This is a genomic window from Kitasatospora sp. NPDC093102, from assembly GCF_040683915.1.
Classification (GTDB): domain Bacteria; phylum Actinomycetota; class Actinomycetes; order Streptomycetales; family Streptomycetaceae; genus Kitasatospora.
Map to the genome: position 1 here is coordinate 105,646 of NZ_JBFBFA010000019.1, position 25,498 is coordinate 131,143.

At 74.8% G+C, this 25,498-nt stretch carries 23 protein-coding genes; 15 read left to right on the forward strand and 8 right to left on the reverse strand.

Going from position 1 to position 25,498, the window contains the following annotated elements; genetic code table 11:
• Window positions 1-41: 41 nt before the first annotated feature.
• Entirely contained in the window at window positions 42-491 is a 450-nt protein-coding gene (locus tag AB0O11_RS23520) for a VOC family protein (protein WP_363390269.1), read from the forward strand.
• A gap of 304 nt (window positions 492-795) precedes the next feature.
• Window positions 796-1,662: an MHYT domain-containing protein gene (locus AB0O11_RS23525; RefSeq protein ID WP_363390272.1), complete on the forward strand. Its 867-nt coding sequence runs from the start codon at window positions 796-798 to the stop codon at window positions 1,660-1,662.
• 103 nt (window positions 1,663-1,765) lie between these two features.
• On the opposite strand, the gene AB0O11_RS23530 is transcribed toward AB0O11_RS23525, so the two are convergent.
• Both AB0O11_RS23530 and AB0O11_RS23535 read right to left on the reverse strand, forming a co-directional pair.
• The gene (locus tag AB0O11_RS23530; RefSeq protein WP_363390274.1) at window positions 1,766-3,484 is read right to left on the reverse strand and encodes an enoyl-CoA hydratase-related protein; all 1,719 of its coding nucleotides are present in this window, start codon (window positions 3,482-3,484) and stop codon (window positions 1,766-1,768) included.
• 213 nt (window positions 3,485-3,697) lie between these two features.
• Complete coding sequence (locus AB0O11_RS23535) at window positions 3,698-4,621, reverse strand: DUF4231 domain-containing protein (protein WP_363390277.1); 924 nt, start codon at window positions 4,619-4,621, stop codon at window positions 3,698-3,700.
• A 131-nt stretch (window positions 4,622-4,752) separates the two neighbouring features.
• Between AB0O11_RS23535 and AB0O11_RS23540 the strand changes: the two genes are divergently transcribed.
• The gene (locus AB0O11_RS23540) at window positions 4,753-5,202 is read left to right on the forward strand and encodes a VOC family protein (protein WP_363390279.1); all 450 of its coding nucleotides are present in this window, start codon (window positions 4,753-4,755) and stop codon (window positions 5,200-5,202) included.
• A gap of 90 nt (window positions 5,203-5,292) precedes the next feature.
• Here the strand turns inward: AB0O11_RS23540 and AB0O11_RS23545 are convergent, their stop codons facing one another.
• On the reverse strand, window positions 5,293-6,753 hold the full coding sequence (locus tag AB0O11_RS23545) for an NCS2 family permease (RefSeq protein ID WP_363390282.1): 1,461 nt from the start codon (window positions 6,751-6,753) through the stop codon (window positions 5,293-5,295).
• A 175-nt stretch (window positions 6,754-6,928) separates the two neighbouring features.
• Here AB0O11_RS23545 and AB0O11_RS23550 point away from each other — a divergent pair, with 175 nt between their 5' ends.
• The 3 genes from AB0O11_RS23550 to AB0O11_RS23560 all read left to right on the forward strand — a co-directional run bounded on the left by AB0O11_RS23550 (window position 6,929) and on the right by AB0O11_RS23560 (window position 10,050).
• Complete coding sequence (locus tag AB0O11_RS23550; RefSeq protein WP_363390285.1) at window positions 6,929-7,243, forward strand: DUF2530 domain-containing protein; 315 nt, start codon at window positions 6,929-6,931, stop codon at window positions 7,241-7,243.
• 52 nt (window positions 7,244-7,295) lie between these two features.
• The gene (locus AB0O11_RS23555; protein ID WP_363390287.1) at window positions 7,296-9,761 is read left to right on the forward strand and encodes an HAD-IC family P-type ATPase; all 2,466 of its coding nucleotides are present in this window, start codon (window positions 7,296-7,298) and stop codon (window positions 9,759-9,761) included.
• Window positions 9,762-9,840: 79 nt separating this feature from the next.
• Entirely contained in the window at window positions 9,841-10,050 is a 210-nt protein-coding gene (locus AB0O11_RS23560; protein ID WP_363390290.1) for a hypothetical protein, read from the forward strand.
• 49 nt (window positions 10,051-10,099) lie between these two features.
• Here the strand turns inward: AB0O11_RS23560 and AB0O11_RS23565 are convergent, their stop codons facing one another.
• Together AB0O11_RS23565 and AB0O11_RS23570 are read right to left on the reverse strand one after the other, a co-directional pair.
• Window positions 10,100-13,396 (reverse strand): molecular chaperone Hsp90, encoded by a 3,297-nt coding sequence (locus tag AB0O11_RS23565; RefSeq protein ID WP_363390292.1) that lies wholly within the window; start codon window positions 13,394-13,396, stop codon window positions 10,100-10,102.
• 193 nt (window positions 13,397-13,589) lie between these two features.
• Window positions 13,590-14,471, reverse strand: a complete 882-nt coding sequence (locus AB0O11_RS23570) for a DUF3027 domain-containing protein (protein ID WP_363390332.1) — start codon at window positions 14,469-14,471, stop codon at window positions 13,590-13,592.
• Between the two features lie 581 nt (window positions 14,472-15,052).
• Here AB0O11_RS23570 and AB0O11_RS23575 point away from each other — a divergent pair.
• The 4 genes from AB0O11_RS23575 (at window position 15,053) to AB0O11_RS23590 (ending at window position 18,617) form a co-directional block, all read left to right on the forward strand.
• The gene (locus AB0O11_RS23575) at window positions 15,053-16,375 is read left to right on the forward strand and encodes an MFS transporter (protein ID WP_363390334.1); all 1,323 of its coding nucleotides are present in this window, start codon (window positions 15,053-15,055) and stop codon (window positions 16,373-16,375) included.
• A 73-nt stretch (window positions 16,376-16,448) separates the two neighbouring features.
• The gene (locus tag AB0O11_RS23580; RefSeq protein WP_363390295.1) at window positions 16,449-16,982 is read left to right on the forward strand and encodes a hypothetical protein; all 534 of its coding nucleotides are present in this window, start codon (window positions 16,449-16,451) and stop codon (window positions 16,980-16,982) included.
• 10 nt (window positions 16,983-16,992) lie between these two features.
• Window positions 16,993-17,778 (forward strand): futalosine hydrolase, encoded by a 786-nt coding sequence (locus AB0O11_RS23585; protein ID WP_363390298.1) that lies wholly within the window; start codon window positions 16,993-16,995, stop codon window positions 17,776-17,778.
• Entirely contained in the window at window positions 17,763-18,617 is an 855-nt protein-coding gene (locus AB0O11_RS23590; protein ID WP_363390301.1) for a 1,4-dihydroxy-6-naphthoate synthase, read from the forward strand. Before AB0O11_RS23585 ends, AB0O11_RS23590 begins: the two co-directional genes overlap by 16 nt.
• Before the next feature lie 36 nt (window positions 18,618-18,653).
• Here the strand turns inward: AB0O11_RS23590 and AB0O11_RS23595 are convergent, their stop codons facing one another.
• Window positions 18,654-19,037, reverse strand: a complete 384-nt coding sequence (locus tag AB0O11_RS23595; protein WP_188300873.1) for a cold-shock protein — start codon at window positions 19,035-19,037, stop codon at window positions 18,654-18,656.
• Window positions 19,038-19,513: 476 nt separating this feature from the next.
• Between AB0O11_RS23595 and AB0O11_RS23600 the strand changes: the two genes are divergently transcribed.
• The gene (locus AB0O11_RS23600; protein WP_363390304.1) at window positions 19,514-19,744 is read left to right on the forward strand and encodes a hypothetical protein; all 231 of its coding nucleotides are present in this window, start codon (window positions 19,514-19,516) and stop codon (window positions 19,742-19,744) included.
• 19 nt (window positions 19,745-19,763) lie between these two features.
• On the opposite strand, the gene AB0O11_RS23605 is transcribed toward AB0O11_RS23600, so the two are convergent.
• The gene (locus AB0O11_RS23605) at window positions 19,764-20,396 is read right to left on the reverse strand and encodes an HAD family hydrolase (RefSeq protein WP_363390306.1); all 633 of its coding nucleotides are present in this window, start codon (window positions 20,394-20,396) and stop codon (window positions 19,764-19,766) included.
• 98 nt (window positions 20,397-20,494) lie between these two features.
• On the opposite strand from AB0O11_RS23605, the gene AB0O11_RS23610 reads away from it, so the two are divergent.
• The 4 genes from AB0O11_RS23610 to AB0O11_RS23625 all read left to right on the forward strand — a co-directional run bounded on the left by AB0O11_RS23610 (window position 20,495) and on the right by AB0O11_RS23625 (window position 24,586).
• Window positions 20,495-21,538: an iron ABC transporter permease gene (locus tag AB0O11_RS23610; protein WP_363390309.1), complete on the forward strand. Its 1,044-nt coding sequence runs from the start codon at window positions 20,495-20,497 to the stop codon at window positions 21,536-21,538.
• Window positions 21,535-22,617, forward strand: a complete 1,083-nt coding sequence (locus tag AB0O11_RS23615; protein ID WP_363390311.1) for an iron chelate uptake ABC transporter family permease subunit — start codon at window positions 21,535-21,537, stop codon at window positions 22,615-22,617. Before AB0O11_RS23610 ends, AB0O11_RS23615 begins: the two co-directional genes overlap by 4 nt.
• Complete coding sequence (locus AB0O11_RS23620; protein WP_363390313.1) at window positions 22,617-23,432, forward strand: ABC transporter ATP-binding protein; 816 nt, start codon at window positions 22,617-22,619, stop codon at window positions 23,430-23,432. The genes AB0O11_RS23615 and AB0O11_RS23620 overlap by 1 nt, the downstream gene beginning before the upstream one ends.
• A 167-nt stretch (window positions 23,433-23,599) precedes the next feature.
• Complete coding sequence (locus tag AB0O11_RS23625; protein WP_363390315.1) at window positions 23,600-24,586, forward strand: iron-siderophore ABC transporter substrate-binding protein; 987 nt, start codon at window positions 23,600-23,602, stop codon at window positions 24,584-24,586.
• A 9-nt stretch (window positions 24,587-24,595) separates the two neighbouring features.
• Here the strand turns inward: AB0O11_RS23625 and AB0O11_RS23630 are convergent, their stop codons facing one another.
• Complete coding sequence (locus AB0O11_RS23630; protein ID WP_363390317.1) at window positions 24,596-25,393, reverse strand: AraC family transcriptional regulator; 798 nt, start codon at window positions 25,391-25,393, stop codon at window positions 24,596-24,598.
• Window positions 25,394-25,498: the final 105 nt, after the last annotated feature.

A 25,498-nucleotide genomic window follows, 5' to 3' on the forward strand; every position in this document is an offset into this window, starting at 1 on the left:
CATGGGCCCCAGCTCTCGACTCCCAGAAGGGCCGACCTGCCATGTCCGACCTCGCCACCGAGCAGTCCGAGCGGTCCGAACGGCCGCAGCCGTCCGAGCGGTCCACGCAGAACGGGCCCGGCGACACCGGCTTCGCCCGGCTCGCCATGGTGACCATCGACTGCGCCGACCCGGTCGCACTGGCCTCGTTCTACGGCGAGCTGCTGGGGTGGGAGACCAGGCACACGGACGAGAACTTCGCGATCCTGGACAACCCCGAGGGCGGCAGCCCGCTGGGCTTCGGGCGGGTGACCGGGTACCGGCCGGAGCCGTGGACGGAACCGGACGGCAGCAAGCACTTCCACCTCGACTTCTACGTCGACGACCTGGACGAGGCCACCGCCAAGGCCCTCGCGCTCGGCGCCACCGAGCCCGCCTACCAGCACGGCCGCACACTGCGGGTGCTGATCGACCCGGCCGGCCACCCGTTCGGGCTAGCCCCCTTGGAGTAGCCGCCAAGCGGGCCGGGCGGCCCCCGCGCGAGGCCTGGGGACGGTGCGCAGACGGTGTCAGGGGTTGGTGCCGGGATCATGCAGGCCGCGTAAAGGCCCATCCTGACCTGGGACTTCACGAAAAACGCGAACATTGTGCGACCGCCGGGCAGTGGCTACTCTCCCCGATTGTCAGGGGCACCACATGCCAGGCTCCTCCCCGCGGGACCGCGTTCCCGCTCCGGTGCCCGTTGTCGCGCGCCTTCCCCGGCCAGCCGCGTCCGTCCGCGCCCCGGTGCCCTCAACCCTCGTCCAGGGAGCTCTATTGGGTGAGATCCACCATGCCGACCACGGTTGGGTGACACCGGCGGTCTCGTACTTCGTCGCCTGCGCCGGTGCCTTCGTCGCCCTGCGCAGCGCCCGCTGGGCACTCGTCTCCCGGGGCCGCACCCGGGCCGTCTGGCTGCTGTTCGCCTCGACCTCGCTCGGGGCCGGGATCTGGTCCATGCACTTCATCGCGATGCTCGGCTTCTCCGTGACCGGCGCCGAGATCAGCTACCGGCCCGGGCTCACCGTGCTCAGCCTGCTGGTCGCCGTCACCGTGGTCGGCGCCGGGCTCTTCACCGTCGGGTACTGGCGGCACCGCGCCCTGGCGCTGCTGGTCGGCGGACTGACCACCGGCCTCGGGGTCGCCGCGATGCACTACCTGGGCATGGCCGCGATGGTCCTGCCCGGCCGGCTCGGCTACGACCTGCCCACCGTGGCGGCCTCGGTGGTGATCGCCGTGGTCGCGGCCACGGCCGCGCTCTGGGCCGCGCTGAACATCCGGGGCACGCTCGCCGTGCTGGCGGCGGCACCGGTGATGGGCGTGGCGGTCTGCGCGATGCACTACACCGGCATGGCGGCGCTCTCCGTCCACCTGGACTTCTCACGCTCCACCGAGGACGGCGTGATGGCGCTCCAGTTCATCTTCCCGCTCGGCGTCGGGCTCGGCTGCTACGTCTTCTTCGGCTCGCTGGCCTTCGCCGTCTCGCCGAGCCGGCCCGACTCCCAGCCCCTGCTGGCCGGTCCTGCCGCCCCGCTGCCCCCGCGCGCCCCCGGGGCCGCATGGGCCGCGCGCACCCCGGGCGGCCCGGACGGCCCGCCGGCCCCGCAGCGGCGGACGCCGCTGGGCGGGGCGGCCCGGCCCTGAGGCCGGGTGCGGGAGCGGGGCCCGAGCGGGCGTCCGGCCGGGCCCCCACCCCGGCCGGGCGTCGCCCGGGCCCGCCCCTCCCCCGCTCCCGGCCTCCCTGCCGCTACGGCTGATCGGGCCGCCCGAGCAGCCCCGCCACGTGCTCCGGCGTGGCCACCGGGCAGACCTTGTGCACGAAGTCCCGCCGCAGCGCGTGGTACGGCTCGCCCGCCCGGTAGAAGTTGACGTGCATCCGGCGCAGTTCCTCCGCCCGGTACTCGGCCAGCGGCTTGGCCTCCTCGTCGGCCGCACGGCGGCGCTTCTTGTCCGCCAGCCGCCCGGTGAGCTCCGGCGAGGCGGCGATCCGGGCCGCCTCGCGGGCCACCCAGTGGCGGAACCCGGCCGCGTCCCCGCCGACCGCACGGTCCACCAGGCCGATCCGGCGGGCGTGTTCGGCGCCGACCGGCAGCGCCTCGGCGGTCAGCCGCTCGGCCTGCTCCGCACCGACCCGGCGGGGCAGGGCGTACGTCCAGTACTCGGAGCCGTACAGGCCCATCAGCCGGTAGTGCGGGTTGAGCACCGCCGACTCGCGGCACCACACCTCGTCGGCGGCGAGCGCCGCCATCAGCCCGCCGGCCGCCGCGTTCCCGGCCAGCGCCGCCACCGTCACCTTGTCCGTCGTGGTCAGCACCGCCTCGACGAAGTCGTCCATCGCGTTGATGTTCTCCCAGGACTCCAGCGCCGGGAAGGCCGCGCCCTGGATGACGTTGAGCTGGATCCCGTTGGAGTAGAAGTCCCGGGGAGCGCCGAGCACCAGCACCGAGGTCGGCCGCTCGGCCGCCTCCCGGTAGGCGGCGAGCAGCCGGCGGCACTGCTCGGTGCTCATCGCCCCGCCCGCGTAGCCGAATTCGAGGAAGCCGACGTCGCCGTCCTCGCGGTAGCGCAGCTCCGACCAGGTCTCCCGACGGCCCGCCCGCTCCGGGCCCACCGGCACCTCGGGGACCCGGTACAGCTCGTCGGCGAGCACCGTGGCGGCCGGCAGCTTGAAGGTGACCGGCCCGCCGGGAGTGCGGCGCGGGCGCAGCTGCGGTATCCACACCGCGCCGTCCACCGTGGCCCGGCAGATCGCGCCGTCCCGGGTGGCCAGCACGGCACCGGGCACCGGGCCGCGCAGTTCGTCCTCGGGGTGTCCGCCGTGCAGGAAGAACTCCCGCCCGTACAGCTCGTCCAGCACGCCGGGCTGGGAGTCGGCGGCGCGCAGCTTGCGCAGCACGGTGGCGGTGTCGTCCTGTTCCCAGTCGATCCGGCGCGCCTCCTGACGCAGGAAGGGCCGCAGTTCGCCGTGCACGTCCGGCCGGGCGTAGTCCAGCGGCTCGGGGGTGAACAGCCCGCCCTCGTACCGCTGGACGGCCAGCAGGACGGCCTCGACGGCGGCGTCGGCGAGCTCGCCCCGGTACAACTCGCTCTTGCCGCAGGCGGGGACGGGGAACTCGACGGACGCCCAGATGTCCCCGGCGTCCATCTCCGCGACGGCCTGCAACACGGTGACACCCCAGCGCTCCGCCCCCTCGGTGATCGCCCAGTCGAGCGAGGAGGGGCCGCGGTCGCCCTTGGGGCCCGGGTGCACGATCAGGACCGTCCGGGTGGACCAGATGTCCTGCGGGACGGCCTTGGTGAGCATCGGGCAGACGACCAGCTCGGGGTCGGTGCGGGCCACCGCCGCCCTCATCTGCTCGTCACCGAGGGCGAGTTGGACCGCGACCCGGTGGCCGCGCTCGCGCAGCTCGGTGTGGACGCGCTGGGTCAGGCTGTTGAACGCACTGGCGATCAGGAGAATGCGCAAGGAGGGCCTCCGGCGGGAACTGGGGTCGCGCGCAGGCGATGAAACCAGGGCATGGACACGTAATGGTCACGGTCCGCGCCTGGGCGCTCTACTCTCACGCACCCCGCACACCTGTGCCCCGCGTTTCGCCGGATCTCCCCAAGTCCCCGTTCCGGTGGCGTACCCTCTGCCGCCGCGCCCCGGCCCCGTCCCGCCCGGCGCGCGGCGCCCGGCTCAGCGCGGGAACGCCCGGCGGGCCCGCCAGGTGGTGTGCTCCCGGGAGACCGCGTCCTCCGCGTCGGCGGCCAGCCGGGCCCAGCGCGCCTCGGCGTCCGGCGCCCGGAGGTCGAGGTCGGACAGCTGGTTGCCGACGTTCTCCAGCTCGCGCGCGGCCAGCTGGTAGGCGGCGGCCAGCGGGCCGAGCTGCTTGAGCTGCGTCCAGGCGATGATCGCCGCGGCCGCGGCCGAGGTGGCGCCGAAGACGTGCACCGGCAGCGCACCGGTCGCCTGGGCGACGGCCGCCGCGGCGCCGACGATGATCAGCACCGCGATGCCGAGCCCCCAGGACACCGCCTGGGAGTCGCAGGCCTCGGCCCGGGAGCGGTACCAGGTGCGCTGACCCTCGACCCGGGTGCGCAGGTAGAGGGTGCGCCGGGCGGTCAGGTTCTCGGCACGCTGCCGGCGCATCTCCGGGGTGATCTCGGCGACGCTGCCGGGCGGAACGATCTCCGGGTCCTCGAAGGCCCGCAGCACGTCCTCGACCTGGAGCAGGTAGCCGCGGTCGACGTCCGCGGACTCGGCCGCACCGTCGAACGGCCGGGCCCGGACGGTGTACTTCCAGGCCAGCGTCTTGACCGACTCGGCCGCCGCCCGGGCCTGGTACCAGCGGCCCTGCGGGTTGCTGCGGCGCAGCCGGGACCAGAAGTAGCCGGCCACCAGGAACGCGGCCACCGAGAACAGCGGCCAGACGTCGAAGTCACCCTTGTCGTCCGGGCCGGGGAGCGACCCGATCACAGCGGCGATCACCAGCATCGCGATCAGTCCGCGGTACCAGCGCAGCGTCTCGCGCTGGCCGTCCAGCGAGGCCTTGTCCGCCGTCCAGAACAGCTCCGGCAGCAGCTGCGCCTCGACGCCCCCCGGCGGATCCTGTTGCACCATCGGTCGAGTCCCCTCCCCCTACTCCGTCCAGCCAGTATTCCCGCCGCCAACTCACCTACACGGGCACCTTTTTGACAGCTTCCGACGGACGGCCATTGCCCGGCCCCGAGGTAACCGATATAAACGGTTACATGCCGCTGCACTGGAAGCTCGTCATCGACTGCGCCGACCCGCACCGCCAGGCCGCCTTCTGGGCCGCCGCCCTGGAGTACACGCTGGAGGACCACGGCGCGCTGATCACCCGGCTGCTCGCCGCCGGCGCGGTCGGCCCGGAGGCCCTCACCGAGGTGGACGGGCACCCGGCCTGGCGCTCCCTGGCCGCCGTCCGCCACCCCGAGGACCCGTTCGACCCGGCCTCGGACACCGGCCTCGGCCGCCGCGTCCTGTTCCAGGCCGTCCCCGAGCCCAGGCAGGGCAAGAACCGCCTGCACCTCGACGTCCACCCCGGCCCGGGCGAGCGCGAGGCCACCGTCGCCCGCCTCGAAGGCCTCGGCGCCACCGTCGTCCGGCACGTCAGGGAGCCCGGCGGCGAGTGGACCGTCGTGCAGGACCCCGAGGGCAACGAGTTCTGCGTCCACTGACCGCGGGGAACGCCGTGCAAGCCCCCCGCCGAAACGCCGCGGCCCCGTCCTCCCGAGCGGGAGGACGGGGCCGCGGGGGGCCGTACGGCGTCAGAGCAGGCCGAGGGCCGGCATCAGGTAGTAGAAGGCGAACACCGCCGCCACCACGTACATGGGGGCGGGGACCTCGCGGCCGCGACCGGCGGCCAGGCGCAGCACGCAGAAGGCGATGAAGCCCATGCCGATGCCGTTGGTGATGCTGTAGGTGAACGGCATCATCACGATGGTCAGGAAGGCCGGGATCGCGATCGTGTAGTCGGCCCAGTCGATCTCCTTGATCGAGTTGGCCAGGATCAGGAAGCCGACGGCGATCAGGGCCGGGGTCGCGGCCTGGGCCGGGACCATGGTGGCGAGCGGGGTGAGGAAGAGCGCCAGCGCGAAGAGCAGGCCGGTGACGATCGAGGCGAAGCCGGTCCGGGCGCCCTCGCCGACGCCGGCGGTGGACTCGACGAAGCAGGTGTTGGCGGAGGCCGAGGTGGCGCCGCCAGCCGCGGTGGCGATGCCGTCGACCATCAGGACCTTGTTGATGCCGGGCAGGTCGCCCTTCTCGTCCAGCAGGTGGGCCTCGTCGGCCACGCCGAGGATGGTGCCCATCGCGTCGAAGAAGCACGACATCAGCACGGTGAAGACGAACAGCACGCCGGTCAGCACGCCGACCTTCTCGAAGCCGCCGAACAGGCTGACCTTGCCGATCAGCCCGAAGTCCGGCTCGGAGACCGGGTTGCCCGGCCAGACCGGGACGGTGAGGCCCCACTTGAGCGCCGGAACGTCGGCCACCTTGTCGATGATCACGGCGAGCGCGGTGGAGACCGCGATGCTGATCAGGATGGCGCCGGGCACCTTGCGGATCAGCAGGATCAGGGTGAGCGTCAGGCCGATCACGAAGATCAGCACCGGGAAGCCGAGCAGGTGCCCGTTGCCGCCGAGCTGGAGCGGGACGGTCGTGTGGGCGGCGTCCGGGATGCGGCTGACGAAGCCGGAGTCGACCAGACCGACCAGGCTGATGAACAGACCGATACCGATCGCGATGGCCTTGCGCAGGCCGAGCGGGACGGCGTTCATGACCCGCTCGCGCAGACCGGTGGCGACCAGCAGCATGATCGCGAAGCCGGCCAGCACGACCATGCCCATGGCGTCCGGCCAGGTCATCTTGGGGGCGAGCTGGAGCGCCACGATCGTGTTGACGCCGAGGCCGGCGGCCAGGCCGATCGGGACGTTGCCGATGACGCCCATCAGGAGGGTGGTGAGACCCGCGGTGAGGGCGGTGGCGGTGACCAGCTGGGCGCTGTTCAGGTGCGTCCCGGTGATGTCCGTGCCGCTGGCCAGGATGATCGGGTTCAGCACCAGGATGTACGCCATGGTGAAGAAGGTGGCGACACCACCGCGGATCTCGCGCGACAGGGTCGAGCCTCGCTCGCTGATCCGGAAGAAGCGGTCGACGGCGCTCGTGGGGGGCTGCGGCGCGGCGTCGGCGGGTTCGGGCGACTCGGTGGTCGGCTGGACCACAGGCATGCGTGCGTCCTCTGTGGGGGAGCTGAGGAGAGGGAGGGGACGCCCGGGGCGTCGGTGGCCGGGCGCAGATCCTTAAGTATGGTTTCCCGATCGCACACGCGCTATCTTCGCGCGTAGAGCCTGCATGGGGTCACGGCGCCCGCAAAGCCGCCCACCGCACCGTACGCTAGGCCCCATGCCCAAGACGCCACTGCACCCCTCGCCCCCTCCGCTGGAGGCCAACGACGTCGCCATCGTCGGCGGCGGCACGGTGCTGTGGTTCATCGCCTTCCTCGCCCTGCTCCCCTTCCAGGGCACCCTCTCGGCACACGGCCACGGCACCTGGCCCTGGATCTGCCTCTCCGGCGGCCTGCTCGGCCTGCTCGGCGTCTGGTACTGCCGCGCCCGGCGCAACGCGATCGCCCGCAGCCGCGCCGCCGAGGCGGCCGAGCGCACGGCCGGACACACGGCCCGGGGCAACGGCCAGGACCCGGCCACCCAGTCGGACTGAATAGTCCTTTAGTAGCACGCATCGGTCATAAGGCACCCGTAGAGTCGGTGCCATGACGCAGTCTGCCCAGCCAGCGGAAGAGCGGCCGACCGACGGAAACCACCCGGACGGAGCACACCCCCTCGGCCTGCTGCCCGGCCGACGCGGCGGCCTGAGCACCGCCGAGGTGGCCGAGCGGGTCGCCAAGGGCCAGGTCAACGACGTCCCGGTACGGTCCAGCCGGTCCACCAGGGAGATCGTCCGGGCCAACGTCTTCACCCGCTTCAACGCGATCATCGGCGTGATGTTCGGGATCATCCTGATCGTCGGCCCGATCCAGGACGGCCTGTTCGGCCTGGTCATCGTGGCCAACACGGCGATCGGCATCATCCAGGAGCTGCGCGCCAAGAAGACCCTGGACAGCCTGGCCCTGATCGGCGAGGCCCGCCCGCAGGTCCGCCGGGACGGCGCCGTCCAGCAGATCGGCGTCTCCGAGATCGTCCTCGACGACACCGTGCTGCTCGGCATCGGCGACAAGGTGATCGTGGACGGCGAGGTCACCGAGGCGGACGGCCTGGAGATCGACGAGTCGCTGCTCACCGGCGAACCCGACCCGGTCCTCAAGCAGCCCGGCGACCACGTGATGTCCGGCAGCTTCGTGGTGGCCGGCGCGGGCGCGTTCACCGCCACCAAGGTCGGCCGCGAGGCCTACGCGGCCCAGCTCGCCGAGGAGGCCAGCAAGTTCACCCTGGTGAAGTCGGAGCTGCGCACCGGCATCGACAGCATCCTGCGGTTCATCACCTACCTGCTGATCCCCACCGCCCTCGGCCTGATCATCAGCCAGCTGGCCGTCGAGGGCCGGGACTGGCGCGAGGCCGTGCGGCGCATGGTGGCCGGCATCGTGCCGATGGTCCCCGAGGGACTGGTGCTGCTGACCTCCGTCGCCTTCGCGATCGGCGTGGTCCGGCTCGGCCGCAAGCAGTGCCTGGTCCAGGAGCTCCCGGCGATCGAGGGCCTGGCCCGGGTGGACACCGTCTGCCTGGACAAGACCGGCACCCTCACCGAGGGCGGCATGGACGTGATCGACCTGCGGGTGCTCTCGAACGGGGAGCCCGCCGTCGTCGACAAGGACACCATCAAGCACGCACTGGCCGTGATGGCCGGCGCCGACGCCCGCCCCAACCCGTCCATGCAGGCCGTCATCGACGCGTACGGGCGCGGCGACGACGGCACCGCGGAGGGCGCGCCGAAGAACGGCTGGCGGGTGATCGAGGCGATGCCCTTCTCCTCCGCCCGCAAGTGGAGCGGCGTGCAGCTGCTGGAGCCGCAGGGCGGCGAGGCCAGCTGGCTGCTCGGCGCACCCGACGTCCTGCTGCCCGCCGGGCACCCGGCGCTGGCCGAGGTGGACGAGCTGGGCGCCCGGGGCCTGCGGGTGCTGCTGCTGGGCCGCACCCCCGTCCCGCTGGACTCCCCCGACCCGGCGGCCGACCTCACCCCGCTCGCCCTGGTGGTGCTCCAGCAGCGGCTGCGCTCGGACGCCGCCGAGACCCTGCGCTACTTCGAGGGCCAGCAGGTCCGGGCCAAGGTCATCTCCGGCGACGCGGCGGTCTCGGTCGGCGCGGTGGCCGGCCACCTGGGCCTGCCCGGCGCCGACCACCCGCTGGACGCCCGCACCCTGCCCGCCGACCCGGAGGAGCTCGCCGAGACCGCCGACCGGACCAGCGTCTTCGGCCGGGTCACTCCGCAGCAGAAGCGCCAGCTCGTCGGGGCGCTGCAGTCCCGCGGCCACACCGTGGCGATGACCGGCGACGGCGTCAACGACGTGCTCGCGCTCAAGGACGCCGACATCGGCGTGGCGATGGGCACCGGCTCCGACGCCACCAAGGCGGTCGCCCAGATCGTGCTGCTGAACGACTCCTTCGCCACGCTGCCGTCGGTGGTGGCCGAGGGCCGCCGGGTGATCGGCAACATCGAGCGGGTCGCCTCACTCTTCCTGGTGAAGACGGTCTACTCGGTCCTGCTGGCACTCCTGGTGATCTTCACCCACTCGCCGTACCCCTTCCTGCCCCGGCACTCCACCGTGCTGTCCTCGCTGACCATCGGCGTGCCGGCCTTCTTCCTCGCGCTCGCCCCCAACAACGAGCGGGCCCGCACCGGCTTCGTCAAGCGCGTGCTGCGGCTGGCGATCCCCGGCGGCGTCATCGCCGGCACCGGCACCTTCGTCGCCTACACGCTCGCCCGCACCGACCACGCGACCGACCTCAGGGCCGACACCAGCGTGGCCACCCTGACACTCTTCCTGATCGCCATCTGGGTCCTCGCCATCGTCGCCCGCCCGTACACCTGGTGGCGCCTGCTGCTGATCGGCGCCATGGGCGGCGCCTTCGCGCTGGTGCTGCTGGTCCCCTCGCTGAAGAGCTTCTTCGAGCTCTCCCTGGTCGGCTTCCGCGACCCGTTGACGGGCGTCGCCATCGCGGTGGTCTGCGGCATCGCCCTGGAGATCACCTGGCTCGTCATGAAGCGCCGCGGCCTGGAGTGACGCGCCCGGCAACCGGGCACGCCACAACGTGACAAGCCCCCCGCGCGCAGCCGATGATGGCCCCGGAAGGGGGTGCCGGATGGCACGCAGGGGTGGGGAGTTGGAGGCGTTCATCGCCTTCCTGGGCGGACTGCTGGCGGCCGGGTCGGCCGCCCTGGCGATGGCGGCCCTCGGCATGGCGGTCCGGCCGACGCACGCGCTGCGGGCCGCCGCCCTGGTGACGCTCGGCGCGATCTGGCTGACCGCCACCACCACCGTCTACTGGCGGCTGCGGGCACACACCCGCTGAGCCCGGCAGGCGCGCACCCGCCGAGTCCGGCCAGTGCGCGCCGTGGGGCTCAGCCCTCGAAGTCGCGGGCGGCCGAGAGCTCGTAGGCACGGTCGGGCTCGCTGAGGGCGGCCAGCACCTCGAAGCGGCGGTGCCACTGTCCGACCGACCAGGCCAGCCCGGCGGCGAGGCCCTCCGGGGTGGCCGCGTGCAGCAGTCCGGGCACCGGCGGGACCTCGAACTCGTCGTCCTCGTCGCCGGCCTCGGCCAGCTCCGGGTCGTACGGCGGCTCCGGGGTGTCCGCCCCGGTGTCCCAGCGCCAGTCCACCGCCGCCTCGCCGCCGTCCGGCCCGACGACCAGCAGCTCCTCGTGCTCCTCGTAGGCGACCGGGCAGCCCGGCAGCAGCTCCCGCACCACCGCCGGGACCCGGTGCAGCACGCCCTCGGAGAGCACCCGGCCGCCCGCCACCTCGCTGGCCAGTGACACGTGCAGCCGCTCGGCGAGGTCGGCGGCCAGCGCCGGGGCGACCGGCAGCAGCGGGTACGGGTGCAGCAGCTGGACCAGGTCGGGGGCGTCGGCGACGACCGCCTCGGTGGCGTCCACCACCACGGTGTGGGCCGGCCGGCGCCCGGTGGCCGGGTCCAGCGGCGGCAGCGCCCGCACCACGTCCAGCGGCTCGATCCGCTCCCGGTCCACCCGGGCCAGCGCGGTGTGGATGCCGTGCAGCTGGCGGTGGCCGACCTCGGCGGCCGGGTCGGTCATCCGGTCCAGCACCTCGTCCGGCCCGTGCGGCTCGGCGAGCAGCGCGGCCAGCGTGGTGCGCACCCCGAGCGCGTGCAGGAACTGGTCGTCCAGGGTGGTGCGGGCCTCGTCGTACAGGCCGCGCAGCAGCGGGTCGGCCCCGGCGGCGCGCAGACCGGCCGGCTCGCGGCCCGCCAGCACCGGGTGGTCGCGCAGCCACCACGCGGTGTACGGCGGCAGGTCGGCGTACGAGCCGTCCGGCAGCAGGGTGCGCACCGGATCGACCACGGCGTCCCGGTAGGGCGGGCGGGCCAGCGCGGCGAGCGCCTCCGGCCAGGCATCGTCGTCCACCAGGTCGAGGTCGCGCACGGCCAGCAGCTCCGCCGCCACCGGCGGGACGCCGACCGCCTCGTCGGCCTGCAGCGCCTCCAGCGCGTCCTCGGCCCACTCGGCGAGCCCGTCCGGCGCCTCGTCCAGCAGGCCGGTGGGGCGGCCGCCGGCCGCGCGGTCGGCCGGGACGGTGGGGTCGAGCCGCTCCAGGTCGTCCGGGTCGAGCACCACGTCCTCGGCGCGCACCAGGACGAAGTCGGCCAGCACGCCGACGGCGGCGAGCACCTCCGGCCCCCAGCGCTCCAGCAGTTCGTCGTCCACCCAGCCGGCGTCCTCCTCGCGGGCGAGTGCGGCGAACGGGCTTCCGGGCAGCACGAGTTCGCCGGCCCGGGCGGGCTCGCCCTCGTCGTCGAGCAGCACCAGCCGGGCCAGCCAGGGGTGGGCGCCCGGCTCCGGGGCGGCGGCCTTCACCAACGCCAGGACGGCGTCGGCGAGTTCGAGAGCCGCGTCCAGGTCGTCCTCGGCCAGCTCGTAGGAGCGGGCGACGGCGGCCCGTACCTCGGGGGTGTCCAGCACCCCGGCCGGGGTGGCGGTGCCGGCGCCGAGCTTGGCCAGCAGCGGGTGGGCGGCCTCGGGGTGGGCCAGCCGCAGGTCGAGCGCGGCGAGCGCGCCCGCGAGCGATTCGGGGTAGCCGGGGAAGGCCGCCCAGTCGGCGTCCTCGGAGGGCAGCAGGACGCGCCGCGGCCCGGTGACCGTCCGCCCGTCCGCGAGCGGAACGGGCAGCGCGCCGAGCGCCTCCGGATCGGCGGCACCGAGCGCCGCGTACAGGTTGCGCCACCAGGCGGGCTCGCGGTCCAGGCCGCCGAGCTGGTCCACCACCTCGGCCAGCGGCACCCGGCGCACGTTCAGCACCCGCAGCTCGGTGCGGCGCTCCAGGCCGGCCGGCAGCAGCCCGGGGAAGATCGGCGAGAGCGCCTCGACGACCGAGCCGTCCGCGCCCTCCAGCAGCGTCGCGTCCCGGGGCCGCAGTGCGGGCGTGCCCTCCTCGACCGGCGCCGGGTGCGGCAGGAACGGCGTGCCGGGCAGCCGGGAGAGCACCGCGGCGCGCAGCGCGTTGTCCAGCGCGCCCCGGCCGAGCGGGGCCGGGACGAGCCGGAGCGAGCCGAGGTCGGCGCCGCGGGCACGCAGCAGCTCGGCGTAGCTGTCGGCCGCGCGCTCGGTGAGGAAGTCGGCCAGCGGACCGGGGGCGACGTGCCGGCGGGTGGAGTCCAGCGGGTAGGAGGCGATCAGCAGCGCGGGCAGGCCGACCGGCTCGTCGCTGGGGGTGGGCGCGTGCAGCACGGAGGCGGCTCCGGGCCGCTGCGGGGCGCCGTCCGGGCCGACCGGGACGGCCCAGGTCACCGTCCAGTACGGGCGGGCGCGCTCCTCGGTGGGCCGGTCGGCCAGCAGCTCGGCGGAGAGCGTGCCGGAGGCGCCGGCGGTCTGCCAGACCGTCTGCCGCAGCCGGCCGCCCGCGTCGTCGGTGACGGTGACCTCGGTGACCCCGTCCGGGCCGGTCTCGGCGGCGGCCCGGGTGAGCGTCCGGGTGCCGTCCGGGGTCTCCACCACGACCTCGCGCAGGCCGGGCAGGGTGAGCAGCAGCGCGTCGTCGATCCCGTCCAGCAGACGGCGGGTCAGGTCCTCGGCCGCGGCGTCCCGCAGCGGCAGCACGACCACCGTGTCGTAGCCCGCCGGGGCCGGGCCCTCGGCCGCGAACGGCAGCCGCAGCAGCGGCACGTGGCCGTCCCGGCGGCGCAGCTCGTCGGCCAGCTCGGGCTGCGCCCCGGCCAGCGCCCGGGCCTCGCCGAGCGACCAGCGCACCCCGCCGGTGGCGCTCAGCACGGCGGGTTCGTCGGTGACCGCGAGGACGGCGGCGAAGCCGACCCCGAACCGGCCGACGGCCGGCTCCTCGCCGCGCTTGGAGGAGGCGCGCAGGGTGGACAGCGACTCGACGGCGGCCGCGTCCAGCGGGGCGCCGGTGTTGGCGGCGGCGAGCACGCCGTCGGCGAGGGTCAGCCGCAGCCGGCCGGGGCCGTGGCCGGCCCGGACCGCGGCGTCGGCCGCGTTCTGCGCCAACTCGACCACCAGGCGGTCCCGGTAGCCGCCGAGCGCCAGCTCCTCCTCGGCGTTGGCGTCCTCCCGGAACCGGGCCGGCGAGGCGGCCCAGGCGTCCAGCACCCGCCGGCGCAGCGCGGCGCTGCCGAAGGGGTCCGCGAGGTGCTCGTCCGTGCCGCTGCCGATGATCCGAGGTTCCACTGGACCTGCCGCCTTCCGCTGCCCTGTTCGTCGTAGGGCATTCTTCCCTGCCCCACTGACTGCTCCCGACCAAGGCCCCGTCGCCCACGGCCCGACGGACGGCCGCGCAGGGGCCCGGGAAGCACCGCGGCCCGCGCCGGTCGGTCACCGGGCGGGCCGCGAAGGTCTGGGGCCCGAAGGCAGGCCCCCGGGCTCAGGAGTGGCCGAGTTCCTCGGCCGGGGCGTCGGGTTCGACGGAACCGGAGGCGCGGTCCGGGTGCAGCGGGAGGGGCTCGACCACCAGCTCGTCCAGGATCAGCTCGGACGGCGCCGGCGGAGCCGGGATGACGGCCGCCTCGGAGTGTCCGCCGCAGCCGTACGCGAAGGAGACGATCTGGCCGTCGGCCGGGCCGAACTCGTTGCCGCACACGCCGAAGGCCTGTCCGAGCGTGCCGCCGATCGGGACCAGGAACCCGCAGCTCGCGCACGAGGCCGGAGCGGCCTGCGCCATCGCGGTCTGCGCGCCGTGGGACTTCTCCCAGCGCTCGGCGGCCAGGTGCAGGCCGAGCCGGGAGAGCACCCGGCTGCGGCCGAGGCCCAGCTCCTCGGCGACGGCGTTGATCCGGGCGCGGGCCGGGGCGGGCTGGACGTGCGGGTCGGTGACGACCAGGTCCTCGTCGTCCGCCAGGGCGGCCGCGGAGTTCGGCGCGGGCTCGTCCTCGCCGGTCCAGCCGGGCTCCAGCCGCAGGTCGTCGGCGCCGGTGGGCAGCAGGTCGCCCGGGCCCATGTCGCCGGGGCGCAGCCGGTCGCTCCACGGCACCCACTCGGGGGCGAGGACCGCGTCGTCACCGGGCAGCAGCACGACCTCGTCCAGGGTGACGTTCTTGGCGCGCGGCGCACGGGCGACGGTGACAGCCCAGTGCCAGCCGCGGTAGGCCGCGTCCAAGCACTCGAAGGTGTGGGTGACGACGCGGTCGGCGTCCGCCTGGACGCCGAGGTGCGGCCCGACGGCCTCCGCCCCGACGGCCTCCTCGGCTGCCCGGCGGGCGAGTTCGACGGCCTCGGCACAGAGCCGGTCGGGGGTACGGCTTCGCATCGCAGCACTCACGGCGTCGATTCTCTCCCAGTTCTTCTGTCGCCCACGGCGTGTTGCCTGTTCCGTCGCGGCTTGGTGTCCCTCGTCCATTCTGCGCGACCGGGAGCCCCCTCGGGTACCGGCCGCGCCGCTCGACCGGCCTGCCGGCGCCCCGGCGCCCCGGCGGGTCGACCCTGGGCAGGCTACCCGCCGGTCGGCGCCCCGGCACAGTCCGGGGCGGACACTGCCGTTCCGGGGCCGCGCCGAGCGGAGCCCGCCCCCGCGTCGGCTCGGCGATTCTGGGGCAGGATGGGCTTGTGGCGGACCATGACCCGTCGCAGCACACACTGCGCGCCCCGCAGGCCGGCAGCCCCGACCGGACGGACGCCGTGCTGCGACAGCAGCCTCCGGTCCCCGGCGCGGACGAACCGCAGCCGGCGGACGACCCCGAGGCGTCCGCGGACCCCGTGGACCTGCACGAGGCCGTGGCCCTCGACGCCCTCGACCTGATCCCGCGGGAGCCGGACGAGGAGGAGGCCCCCGAGCCCCGCCGGCACTTCCTGATCCGCACCGCCTCCGCCGCCGGCTCCCGCACCGGCAAGGTGGTGCACGGCACCGGCCGGCGGATCCGCCGGGCCACCGCCGCCGAGGGCGCGGGCGAGTCCGGTCTCGCGAAGCTGATCGAGCTGCACGCGCTCAACTCCTTCGGCGACATGCTGATCACCGTCGCGCTGGCCTCCACCATCTTCTTCTCGGTGCCCACCGGCGAGGCCCGCGGCCGGGTCGCGCTCTACCTGCTGATCACGATGGCCCCGTTCGCCCTCCTGGCCCCGGTGATCGGCCCGTTGCTGGACCGCCTGCCGCACGGCCGCCGGGCGGCCATGGCGATGGCCATGCTGGCCCGCGCGGTGCTGGCCTGGACGATGGCCGGGGTGATCGTCGGCGGCGGCATCGCGCTCTACCCGGCGGCGCTCGGCGTGCTGGTCGCGTCCAAGGCGTACGGCGTGGTGCGCAGCGTGGTGGTGCCCCGGCTGCTGCCGAACCGGCTGTCCCTGGTGAAGGCGAACTCCCGGGTCACCCTGGCCGGGCTGCTGGCCACCGGCGTGGCGGCCGGGGTGGGCGGGCTGCTGCACCTGATCGGGCCCGGCTGGCCGCTGCGCGGCGCCTTCCTGGTGTTCGTGGTCGGCACCCTGATGGCCTTCCACCTGCCGCCCGCGGTGGACTCCGCCAAGGGCGAACAGCGTGCCGTCCTGCACGGCGAGGTGCACGACGAGGCGCACGGCGAGGGCTCGCACCTGATCCACCACGGACCGCCACCGGTCAAGGCCTCGCTGCGCACGGTCGGCCCCTCGGTGATCCTGGCGCTGCGGGCGATGTCGGCGATGAGGTGGCTGGTCGGCTTCCTGGTGATGTTCCTGGCCTTCCTGCTGCGGGAGGAGCCGGTCGGCGGGCTGCGGCCGACGGCGGCTCTGGGCCTGGTGGCACTGGCCGCCGGGACGGGCAACGCGCTGGGCTCGGCGCTCGGCTCCTGGCTGCGCACCCGGGGCCCGGAGGCGACGGTCACCGCGATGCTGCTGATGGCGGCCTGCGCGACGGCGGCGGCGGCCCTCTGGTACGGCGTGGTGACGGTGGTTCTGGTCGCCGGGGCGGCCGGGATGGCGGCCTCGCTGGGCAAGCTCGCGCTGGACGCCCTGATCCAGCGGGACGTCCCGGAGACGGTGCGGACCTCGGCGTTCGCCCGTTCGGAGACCCTGATGCAACTTTCCTGGGTGGCCGGCGGCGCGGTCGGCATCCTGCTGCCGCTGAACGGGAAGGTGGGCCTGTCGATCGCCGCCGGGGTGGTCGGCCTGGTGCTGCTGTGGACGCTCCGCTCGCTCTTCCGGGTGGGCCTGCGGCGGCACCCGGCGGCACCCCGGGTGGCCTGACCGGAGCGGCCCGGCAACACGCGGTGCCGACCCCCGCGTCGCGTGACCGACCAGGCCCGGTAGATTCTGACGCATGAGCCTCAATTCCCGTGCCATCGCCGCCCTCGGCGCCGTCGTCGTGGTCGGCGCCGCCACGGTGGGCACCTCCGTCGCCATCGCCGCCGGCCAGACCGAGCACATCTCCCACCAGGCCACGCTCACGGTCGGCAACTCCTCGGTCGTCGCACAGCCGCTGTGCTGGAACGGCGGCAGCCCGCTCACCGAGGACCAGCAGCAGCAGTGCCAGGAGGACGCGAGCAAGGCGCTGAAGGCCGGCACGCTGCCCTCCTCGGACGTCGCGGGGAGCGACCGGGTCGGTGTCGGTGTCTCGCCGAACGTGGCCGACACGGGCTGGTGGGCCTTCACCAACGGCGGCTCGGCCAACCAGGGCGGCCGCTACAGCCTGTTCTCGGCCTCCAAGGGCCAGACCTGGTCCGGCGCCCAGGCCGCGGGCAAGGTGCTGAACTCCAGCGGCAAGACCGTGGTGACCGTGGTCGAGGGCGACCCGAACCAGGAGGCCCCGATCGCCGTCTGGTACTTCCAGCTGAACAGCAAGGACAACAGCTGACGGTCCCGCGATGACCGCGCACGCCGTCACCGACGGCCAGGGCGAGCAGTCGGGCCCCGCACGGGCCCGGCTGCTCGTCGTCGTCGCGGTGGCCGCCGAGTCCGAGGCCGTGCTGCGCGGCCTGCCCGGCGGGGCCGCCACGCTGCCGCTGCCCGGCGGCATGCTGCACCGGGCCGGGCAGGTGCCGGTGGACGTGCTGGCCGCCGGGGTCGGTCCGGCCGCCTCCGCCGCCGCCTCCGCCGCCGCGCTGGCGGCCCACCCGTACGCCCTGGCCGTCTCGGCCGGGATCGCCGGCGGCTTCGCCCCGCACGCCCCGGTCGGCGCCACCGTGCTGGCCGACGCGATCGTCGCCGCCGATCTCGGTGCCGAGACCCCCGAGGGCTTCGCCGACGTCACCGAGCTGGGCTTCGGCACCGTCCGGCACACCCCGCCGCCGGCGGCCGTCGCACTGGCCGCGCAGGCGCTGGGCGGCCCGGGCCTCACCGTCGGCCCGGTGCTGACCGTCTCCACCGTCACCGGCAGCGCCCGGCGGGCCGCCGAGCTCGCCGCCCGGCACCCGGGCGCCGCGGCCGAGGCGATGGAGGGCTTCGGCGTGGCCGAGGCCGCCGCCCGGTACGGCGTGCCGGCCCTCGAACTGCGCACCGTGTCCAATCCGGTGGGCCCGCGCGACCGGGCCGCCTGGCGGATCGGAGAGGCGCTGGCCGCCCTGGAGCGGGCCTTCGCCGCGCTGCCCGTCCACGAACTGGCTGCTTGGCCACGAACCGATCGAGGAGGCCGGCCGTGGCTGAACGGCTGAGCATCGCGTACTCGCCCTGCCCGAACGACACCTTCGTCTTCCACGCCTGGGCGCACGGCCTGGTGCCCGGGGCGGACGCCCCCGAGGTGACCTTCGCCGACATCGACGTCACCAACGGCCTCGCCGAGCGCGGCGAGCTGGACGTGCTGAAGATCAGCTACGGCGCGCTGCCCTGGGTCCTGGAGCAGTACGCCCTGCTGCCCTGCGGCGGCGCGCTGGGCCGCGGCTGCGGCCCGCTGGTGCTCACCCTGCCGGGCGTGGGCTCCCCCGCCGACCTCGCCGGGAAGACCGTCGCGGTGCCCTCCGAGCGCTCCACCGCCTACCTGCTGTTCCGGCTCTGGGCGGCGAAGGCGGTGCCGGGCGGCTTCGGCGAGATCGTCGTCCTTCCGTTCCACGAGATCATGCCCGCCGTCCGGGACGGCCGGGTGGACGCCGGCCTGGTGATCCACGAGGCCCGCTTCACGTACCGGCAGTACGGCCTGCACAGCCTGGCCGACATGGGCGAGGCCTGGGAGCAGGAGACCGGCCTGCCGATCCCGCTGGGTGCGATCGTCGCCAGGCGCTCGCTCGGCACCGAGCGGCTGCGGGAGATCGGCGACGCGATCCGCGCCTCCGTCCGGCAGGCCTGGGCGGACCCGGCGGCGAGCCGCGAGTACGTGCTGGCGCACGCCCAGGAGATGGACCTGGACGTCGCCGAGCAGCACATCGGGCTGTACGTCACCGAGTTCACCGAGGACCTCGGCGAGGAGGGCTACGCGGCCGTCCGCGCGCTGCTCACCCGGGCCGCCGCGGAGGGGCTGGTGCCCCCGCTCGACCCGGGTGCGCTCGCGTTCGGGTGATCGCTCCAGACGTCGGGTGATCCTTCTCCCGACGCCTCAGACGTCGAACTGGTCGGCCACCGCGCGCAGCAGGCCGGCCAGCTTCTGGCCGGTCGGCTTGGCGGGGTAGCGCCCGCGCTGGAGGCCGGGCAGCACCGCGTCCAGCGTGGTGATCAGGTCCTGGACGATCGGCGCCATGTCGTCGGCGCTCCGGCGCTGGGCGGCGGCCACCGAGGGCAGTGCGTCCAGCAGCTGCACCGCCATCGCCTGGTCCCCGCGGTGCCCGGCGACCACGCCGAACTCGACCCGCTGGCCCGGCTTCAGCGACGTGACACCGTCGGGCAGCGCCTTGGTGTGGACGAAGACGTCGCCGCCGTCGTCGCGCGACAGGAAGCCGAAGCCCTTCGTCTCGTTGAACCACTTGACCTGGCCGGTGGGCATCTCGAACAGTCCTCGAATGGGTGTGAGGGATCCCGGCCCGGGCCGGGGATCACTGGGTGGTGGGGAAAAGGCGGCCGACCTCGGCTCGGCGCCCGTGGGCGCTCATGGTCGGCACGCGGTCAGGAAGCAGACTAACGGTCCGTCACTGCCTCATCCGCGTTCCGCGAGGGATCCGCGTTCCGAGGCCCGTTCGGGGCGGCAGCGGAAACGGGATCTCGCGGTCACGGGCAACCCGGCACTGGCACGGCCGGGGCGCGGCTCCGCGCGGTCCATCGGCTCACACCCCCCGGGTCTGAGGACGCGGGGCGCACCTGTAGCGCCCCTCGGCACCCCGTGCATACCCCCGCTCAACAGGGATCAAAACGTTCAGCTGCCGGGAAACTGCGCAACGTGACCGGGCCGCTCCGGTGGGCCTCCCCGACGGCCGCTCTGCCAGACTGGGGGCAGTTCCGACCGGCCCGTAGGAGTGAGCAGACGTGAGCAGCCAGAGCGCCGACCCCGGCGACGTGTACGTCAAGGCCGGGGCGATCGTCTTCGGTCTCGGCGCACTCGCCACCCTGGTCACCTTCGTCCCGCTGTTCCTGCACCTGACGCCGCTGCCGACGGCCGCGTACTGGCTGAGCATGCTGATGCCGGCCGGCTTCCTGTCCGCGCTGACCGGGCTGCTGCTGAACGCGCGGGCCCAGCGCCGCCGGGTCGGGCCCTGAGGGCCGCCGCGGCCGTGGTCTAGCCGCGCTCGGCCAGGTGCCCGGCGAGCCAGTCCGGGAAGCCGGTGAGGTCCGCCAGCACCACGTCCGCGCCCGCCTCGCGCAGCTCCTGCGCGCTGTACGGGCCGGTGGGCACGCAGACCGCGACGGCGTCCGCGTGCCGGGCGCCCCGGATGTCACCGAGGTGGTCGCCGACGTAGACGCTCGCGCCGTGCTCGCGCAGCGCCTCGCCCTTGGTCTCCGCCCACAGGTCGCCGATCACGGTGTCCACGGCCAGCCCGGCGTGCTCCAGGTGGAGGCGGGCGTTCGGCTCGTACTTGCCGGTGATCACCGCGACCCGGCCGCCGTGGGCGCGGACCGCCTCGACGGCGGCGTGCGCGCCGGGCAGGGCCACGGTCGGGGCGAAGGCGTGGTCGCGGTAGAGCTCGCGGTAGCGGTCGACGATCCGCTCCGCCTCGTCCTCCGGGAACCAGTTGCGGATCTCGTCCAGCAACGGCGGGCCCAGCCGGGTGACCGCCAGGTCGGCGTCGATGTAGGTGCCGGTCTCGGCGGAGAGCGCCAGGTAGGTGGCTCGGACACCCGGCCGGGTGTCCAGCAGCGTCATGTCGAGGTCGAAGCCGACGGTGAGCTGGGCGGGTGGCGTCGCGGGCATGCCGCCAGGCTACCCGCCGGGTGCCGCGGCCACGAGGCAATTTGCCCGGGCTTCGCAGCTGAACTTAGGTTTACCTGAGTTGTCTGCGGAGAGGGCCCATGACCGACACCAGCGCACCGCCCGGTGCGCCCCGCGCGCCGTACCGCGCGCCGCGGCGCCGAATACTGTGGCTCGCCGCCGCACTCGCCGTCCTGGCCGCCGCGGTGCTGCTGAGCCTGGCGATCGGCAGCCGGACCGTCCCGTTCGGCGACACGCTCGACGCCCTGCTGCGCGGCGGCGACACCGCCGACGCCGTGGTGATCCGCGAGCTGCGGGTGCCGCGCACCGTCGTCGGGCTGGCCGTCGGCGCGGCGCTCGGGCTCGCCGGGGCCGTCATGCAGGGCCTGACCCGCAACCCGATCGCCGACCCCGGCATCCTCGGCGTCTCCCAGGGCGCGGCGGCCGGCGTGGTGGTCGCCATCTCCGGCTTCGGCGTCTCCACCCTCACCGGGTACGTCTGGTTCGGCTTCGTCGGCGCGGTGATCGCCACCGTGCTGGTGTACGGGCTCGCCGGACGCGGCCGGGGCGGGGCCACGCCGATCAAGCTGGCACTGGCCGGCTCGGCGACGTCCGCCTTCATCGCCTCGCTCAACACCCTGGTGCTGACCACCGACGCGGCCACCATGGACCAGTTCCGTTTCTGGCACGTCGGCTCGCTCTCCGGGCGGACCTCGGACGTGGCCTGGCAGCTGCTGCCGTTCCTGGCCGTCGGCACGGTGCTGGTGGTCGCGGTGGCACGCGGGCTGGACGCGCTCGCGCTCGGCGACGACACCGCGAAGGGGCTGGGCGCCAGGACCGGCCTGGTCCGGGCGGTCGGTGCGCTCGGCGCGACCGTCCTGACCGGCTCGGCGGTCGCGGCGGCCGGCCCGATCGCCTTCGTCGGCCTCGCCGTTCCGCACGCGGCCCGCGCGGTGGCCGGCGCCGACCACCGCTGGATCCTCGCCTTCTCCGCCGTCCTCGGCCCGGCGCTGCTCCTGCTCGCCGACACCCTCGGCCGGGTCCTGTTCCCCCCGTCCGAGGTCCCGGCGGGCGTCATGACGGCCCTGGTCGGCGTCCCGGTGCTGGTGGCCCTGGTCCGCCGCCGGAAGGTGGTGGCGGCATGATTTCCCTCCCCGGCACGGGTTCCGCCCCCGGCACGGGTTCCGTCTCCCTGCGGGGCTACTCCGTCGTCCGGGCCGGGCCGGCGTCGTTCCTGGTGCACCGGCGCTCGGTCGCCGTCGCCGTCGGGCTGCTGATGGCGCTGGCGGCGACGGTGGTGGCCTCGCTGTGCCTGGGCGAGTCCACCGTCCCGCCGGGCGAAGTGGTCAAGGTGGTGCTCGGGCAGCCGAGCCCGCACGAGCTGGTGGTCGGCGAGTTCCGGTTGCCCCGGGTGGTGGTCGGGCTGCTGGTCGGCCTGGCACTCGGGCTGGCCGGGGCACTGATCCAGACCGTCGCCCGCAACCCGCTGGCCAGCCCCGACGTGGTGGGCGTGACCTGGGGGGCGACCGCGACCGTGGTCGGCCTGATGGCGTACGGCGTGGTCGGCTCGACCGGTCAGGCCCCGTACGCGGCGGTGGCCGGCGGCCTGGTGGCCGGACTGCTGGTGTACGCGCTGGCCTGGCGGCGCGGCCTGCACGCGCAGCGCTTCGTGCTGATCGGCATCGGGATCAGCGTCGCGCTGTCCTCCCTCACCTCCGTCTTCCTCACCAAGGGCGACGGCTTCCAGGCCCAGGCCGCCAAGGTCTGGATGACCGGCAGCCTGAACGGCGTCGGCTACGACCAGGCCGGTTGGCTCGCCCGGGTGCTGCTCGCCGCCCTGCCGGTCGCACTGTGGGCGGCCCGCGCCCAGCGGTCGATCTCCTTCGACGACGCCACCGCCGTCGGCCTCGGCCTGCGCCTGGACCGGATCCGCCTCGGCATGGCGCTGCTGGGCATCGTGCTGGCCTCCTGCGCGGCCGGGGCCGCCGGGCCGGTGGACTTCGTCGCGCTGATGGCCCCGCAGATCGCGCTGCGGCTGGCCCGCTCGGCGCAGGTCCCGCTGTTCTGCTCGGCGCTGACCGGCGCGCTGGTGGTGGTCCTCGCCGACCTGATCGCCCGGCGGCTGCTGGCTCCGACCGAGCTGCCGGTGGGCGTGGTGACCGGCATGGTCGGCGCGCCGTACCTGATGTGGCTGCTGATCCGATCCCGCCGTGGAGGTTCCTGATGTCCGCTCACCGTCTGGAGGCCCGGGGCCTCACCCTGGCCTACGAGGCGCGCACGGTCGTCGAGGGCCTGGACGTGGCCGTCCCGGACGGGCGGGTGACGGTGATCGTCGGCCCGAACGCGTGCGGCAAGTCGACCCTGCTGCGGGCCCTCGGCCGGCTGCTGAAGCCGGTCCGGGGCGCGGTGCTGCTGGACGGCGAGGAGCTGGCGCGGATCCCGACCAAGCGGATCGCCCAGCGGCTCGGCCTGCTGCCGCAGTCGCCGACCGCCCCCGAGGGCATCTCGGTGGCGGACCTGGTCGCGCGCGGCCGCCAGCCGCACCAGAGCTGGTGGCAGCAGTGGTCGCCGGAGGACGAGGCGGCGGTCGCGGAGGCACTGGAGCGCACCTCCACCGCCGAGCTGGCCGAGCGGAGCATGGACGAGCTGTCCGGCGGCCAGCGCCAGCGCGCCTGGATCGCGATGGCGCTCGCCCAGGGCACCGACATCCTGCTGCTGGACGAGCCGACCACCTACCTGGACATCGCGCACCAGGTGGAGGTGCTGGACCTGGTCCGCCGGCTGAACGTCGAGCGCGGCCGGACCGTCGTCGCGGTGCTGCACGACCTCAACCAGGCCGCCCGGTACGCGGACCACCTGGTGGCGATGCGGGACGGCCGGGTGGTGGCGCAGGGCGCGCCCGGGGACGTGGTGACGGCCGAGCTGGTGCGGCAGGTGTTCGGGCTGGACTCGGTGGTGGTACCGGACCCGGTGACCGGCACGCCGCTGGTCGTGCCGGGCGCCCCGTGGGCGGCACGGGAGGCGGCGGCGCAGGCCTGAGGAGTCGGGGGTCTGAGGGGGCGGGGTCTGAGGAGGCGGGGTCTGAGGAGGCCGGGAGCGCACCCGGCGGCACTCCCCCCGCCTGACGGAACTCACACTTAACGGAACTTTAGGCGCTTTTTCGGACATAATCGACGGCACCCCGCCCCGCCGCCAGAGGACCGCCGATGCCCCGGATCTCCCGCCGCACCCTCCTCGCCGGTCTCGGTGGAGCCGCGCTCACGGCGGCCACCGGCTGCACCGACGGGCGGCCGGCCCCGGCGACCACCGACGGCCTCGCCACCGGCGCCTCGCCGTCCCCGACCCCGGTGCCGCCGGTGACGGTGAACGCCGCCACCGGCCCGGTGGTGGTGCCGGGCGCGCCGATGCGGGTGGTCGTGCTGGACACCGACGCGCTCGACTCCGCGCTGACCCTCGGCATCACCCCGGTCGGCGCCGCGCTCCCGGCCCGCGACACCCGCTACCCCGAGTACTGGCCGGCCTCCCGGACGACCGGAATCCGGCTGGTCGGCCCGGCCGGCGCACCCGACCTGCCGACCGTACGGGCGCTGCGGCCGGACCTGATCCTCTCCAACCAGGCCCGCGACGGCGATCGCTACGAGCAGCTGCGGGAGATCGCCCCGACCGTGCTCACCCGGACCACCGGGGCGTCCTGGAAGGCCGACTTCCAGCTGCACGCCCAGGCGCTGAACCGGGAGGCGGCCGGGGCGGCCTTCGCCGGCGCGTACCAGAAGCACGCCGGGCAGGTGGCCCAGGCCCTGGCGGCGGCGAAGCTGTCGGGGCGCCGGGTGAGCCTGGTGCGGTTCGTGGAGGGCGGCGGCATCCGGGTGTTCGGCCGGCAGAGCTTCCCCGGGACGGTGCTCGCCGACGCCCAGGTGGGCCGGCCGGACTCGCAGAACGTCGACCAGTCGGACGTCGAGGTCCCACCGGACCAGCTGGCCAGGACCGACGGCGATCTGCTGCTGTACGCGACGTACGGCGATCCGGAGCGGTCGGGCGCCAACGCCGTGCTGGCGAGCCAGGGCTGGCAGGCGCTGGCGGCGGTGAAGGGGCACCGGGCGTTCCCGGTGGACGACCAGTTGTGGTTCCAGGGGATCGGGTACACCGGGGCCAACTACGTGCTGGCCGAGCTGCAACGCTTCCTGGGGGCGTAGGACCCCGGCTCAGCGCGTCCCGGCGTAGCGGGCCGGGGGGACGCCGACGGCAGCGGTGAAGTCCCGGGTGAGGTGGGCCTGGTCCGCGTAGCCCAGCTCGGCGGCGAGCGCGGCCAGATCCAACTCGCCGTCGGTACGGGCGCGTTCGGCGGCCTCGTGGAGACGGGCCCGGCGCAGCACCCACTTCGGGGAGGCGCCGACGTACTCGGCGAACAGGCGCTGGAGGCGGCGGACGGTCAGGCCCAGCTCGGCGGCCAGCTCGTCCACCCGGCACAGGTCCGGCCTGCGGGTGATCCGGTCCACCATGGCGGCGACCTCGGCGGCGACCGGGTCGGGCGCGGGCAGCCGGGGACGCAGGAAGGCGTCGACGAGGGCGGCGGGGCTGTCGGGTGCCCCGAGGATCTCCGCGGTGAGCCGGTCGGCCGCGGGCCCGAAGTACCCGGTGGCGGGCACGGACCGGTCGGCCAGCCCGCTCACCGGGTGCCCGGCGAACCGGCGGAAGGCGCCGGGGCGGAACCGCGCGCCCAGCACGTGCCCGGCGCCCTCCAGGCGGCGGACGAAGAGCGAGCGGTCCACCCCGTACACGCGTGCCCGCGGGGCCTCGAAGACCAGGTGGACGTTGGGGTGGGCGAGCACCTTCTGCTCGTAGGGTGGCAGGTCGTGCAGGTCCCAGCGGACCAGCCAGTAGTACTCGACGAACCGTGCCACGGCGGGGTCGGGCGCGAGCCGGTCCACGGTGATCAGCCCGGCCGCCCGGGCGGGGTGGAGCACACCGCGGCCGAGGTCGGGAGAGTCCGGGGAGTCCATGACGGCCAGGCTAGGGTCCGTCTTCAAACCCCCGTCGTCCGCCCGGAGGGCGGGCGGGGCGGCGTTGGGGTGCGTGCATCGCAAGGCGGAGGAGGGAGTCCATGC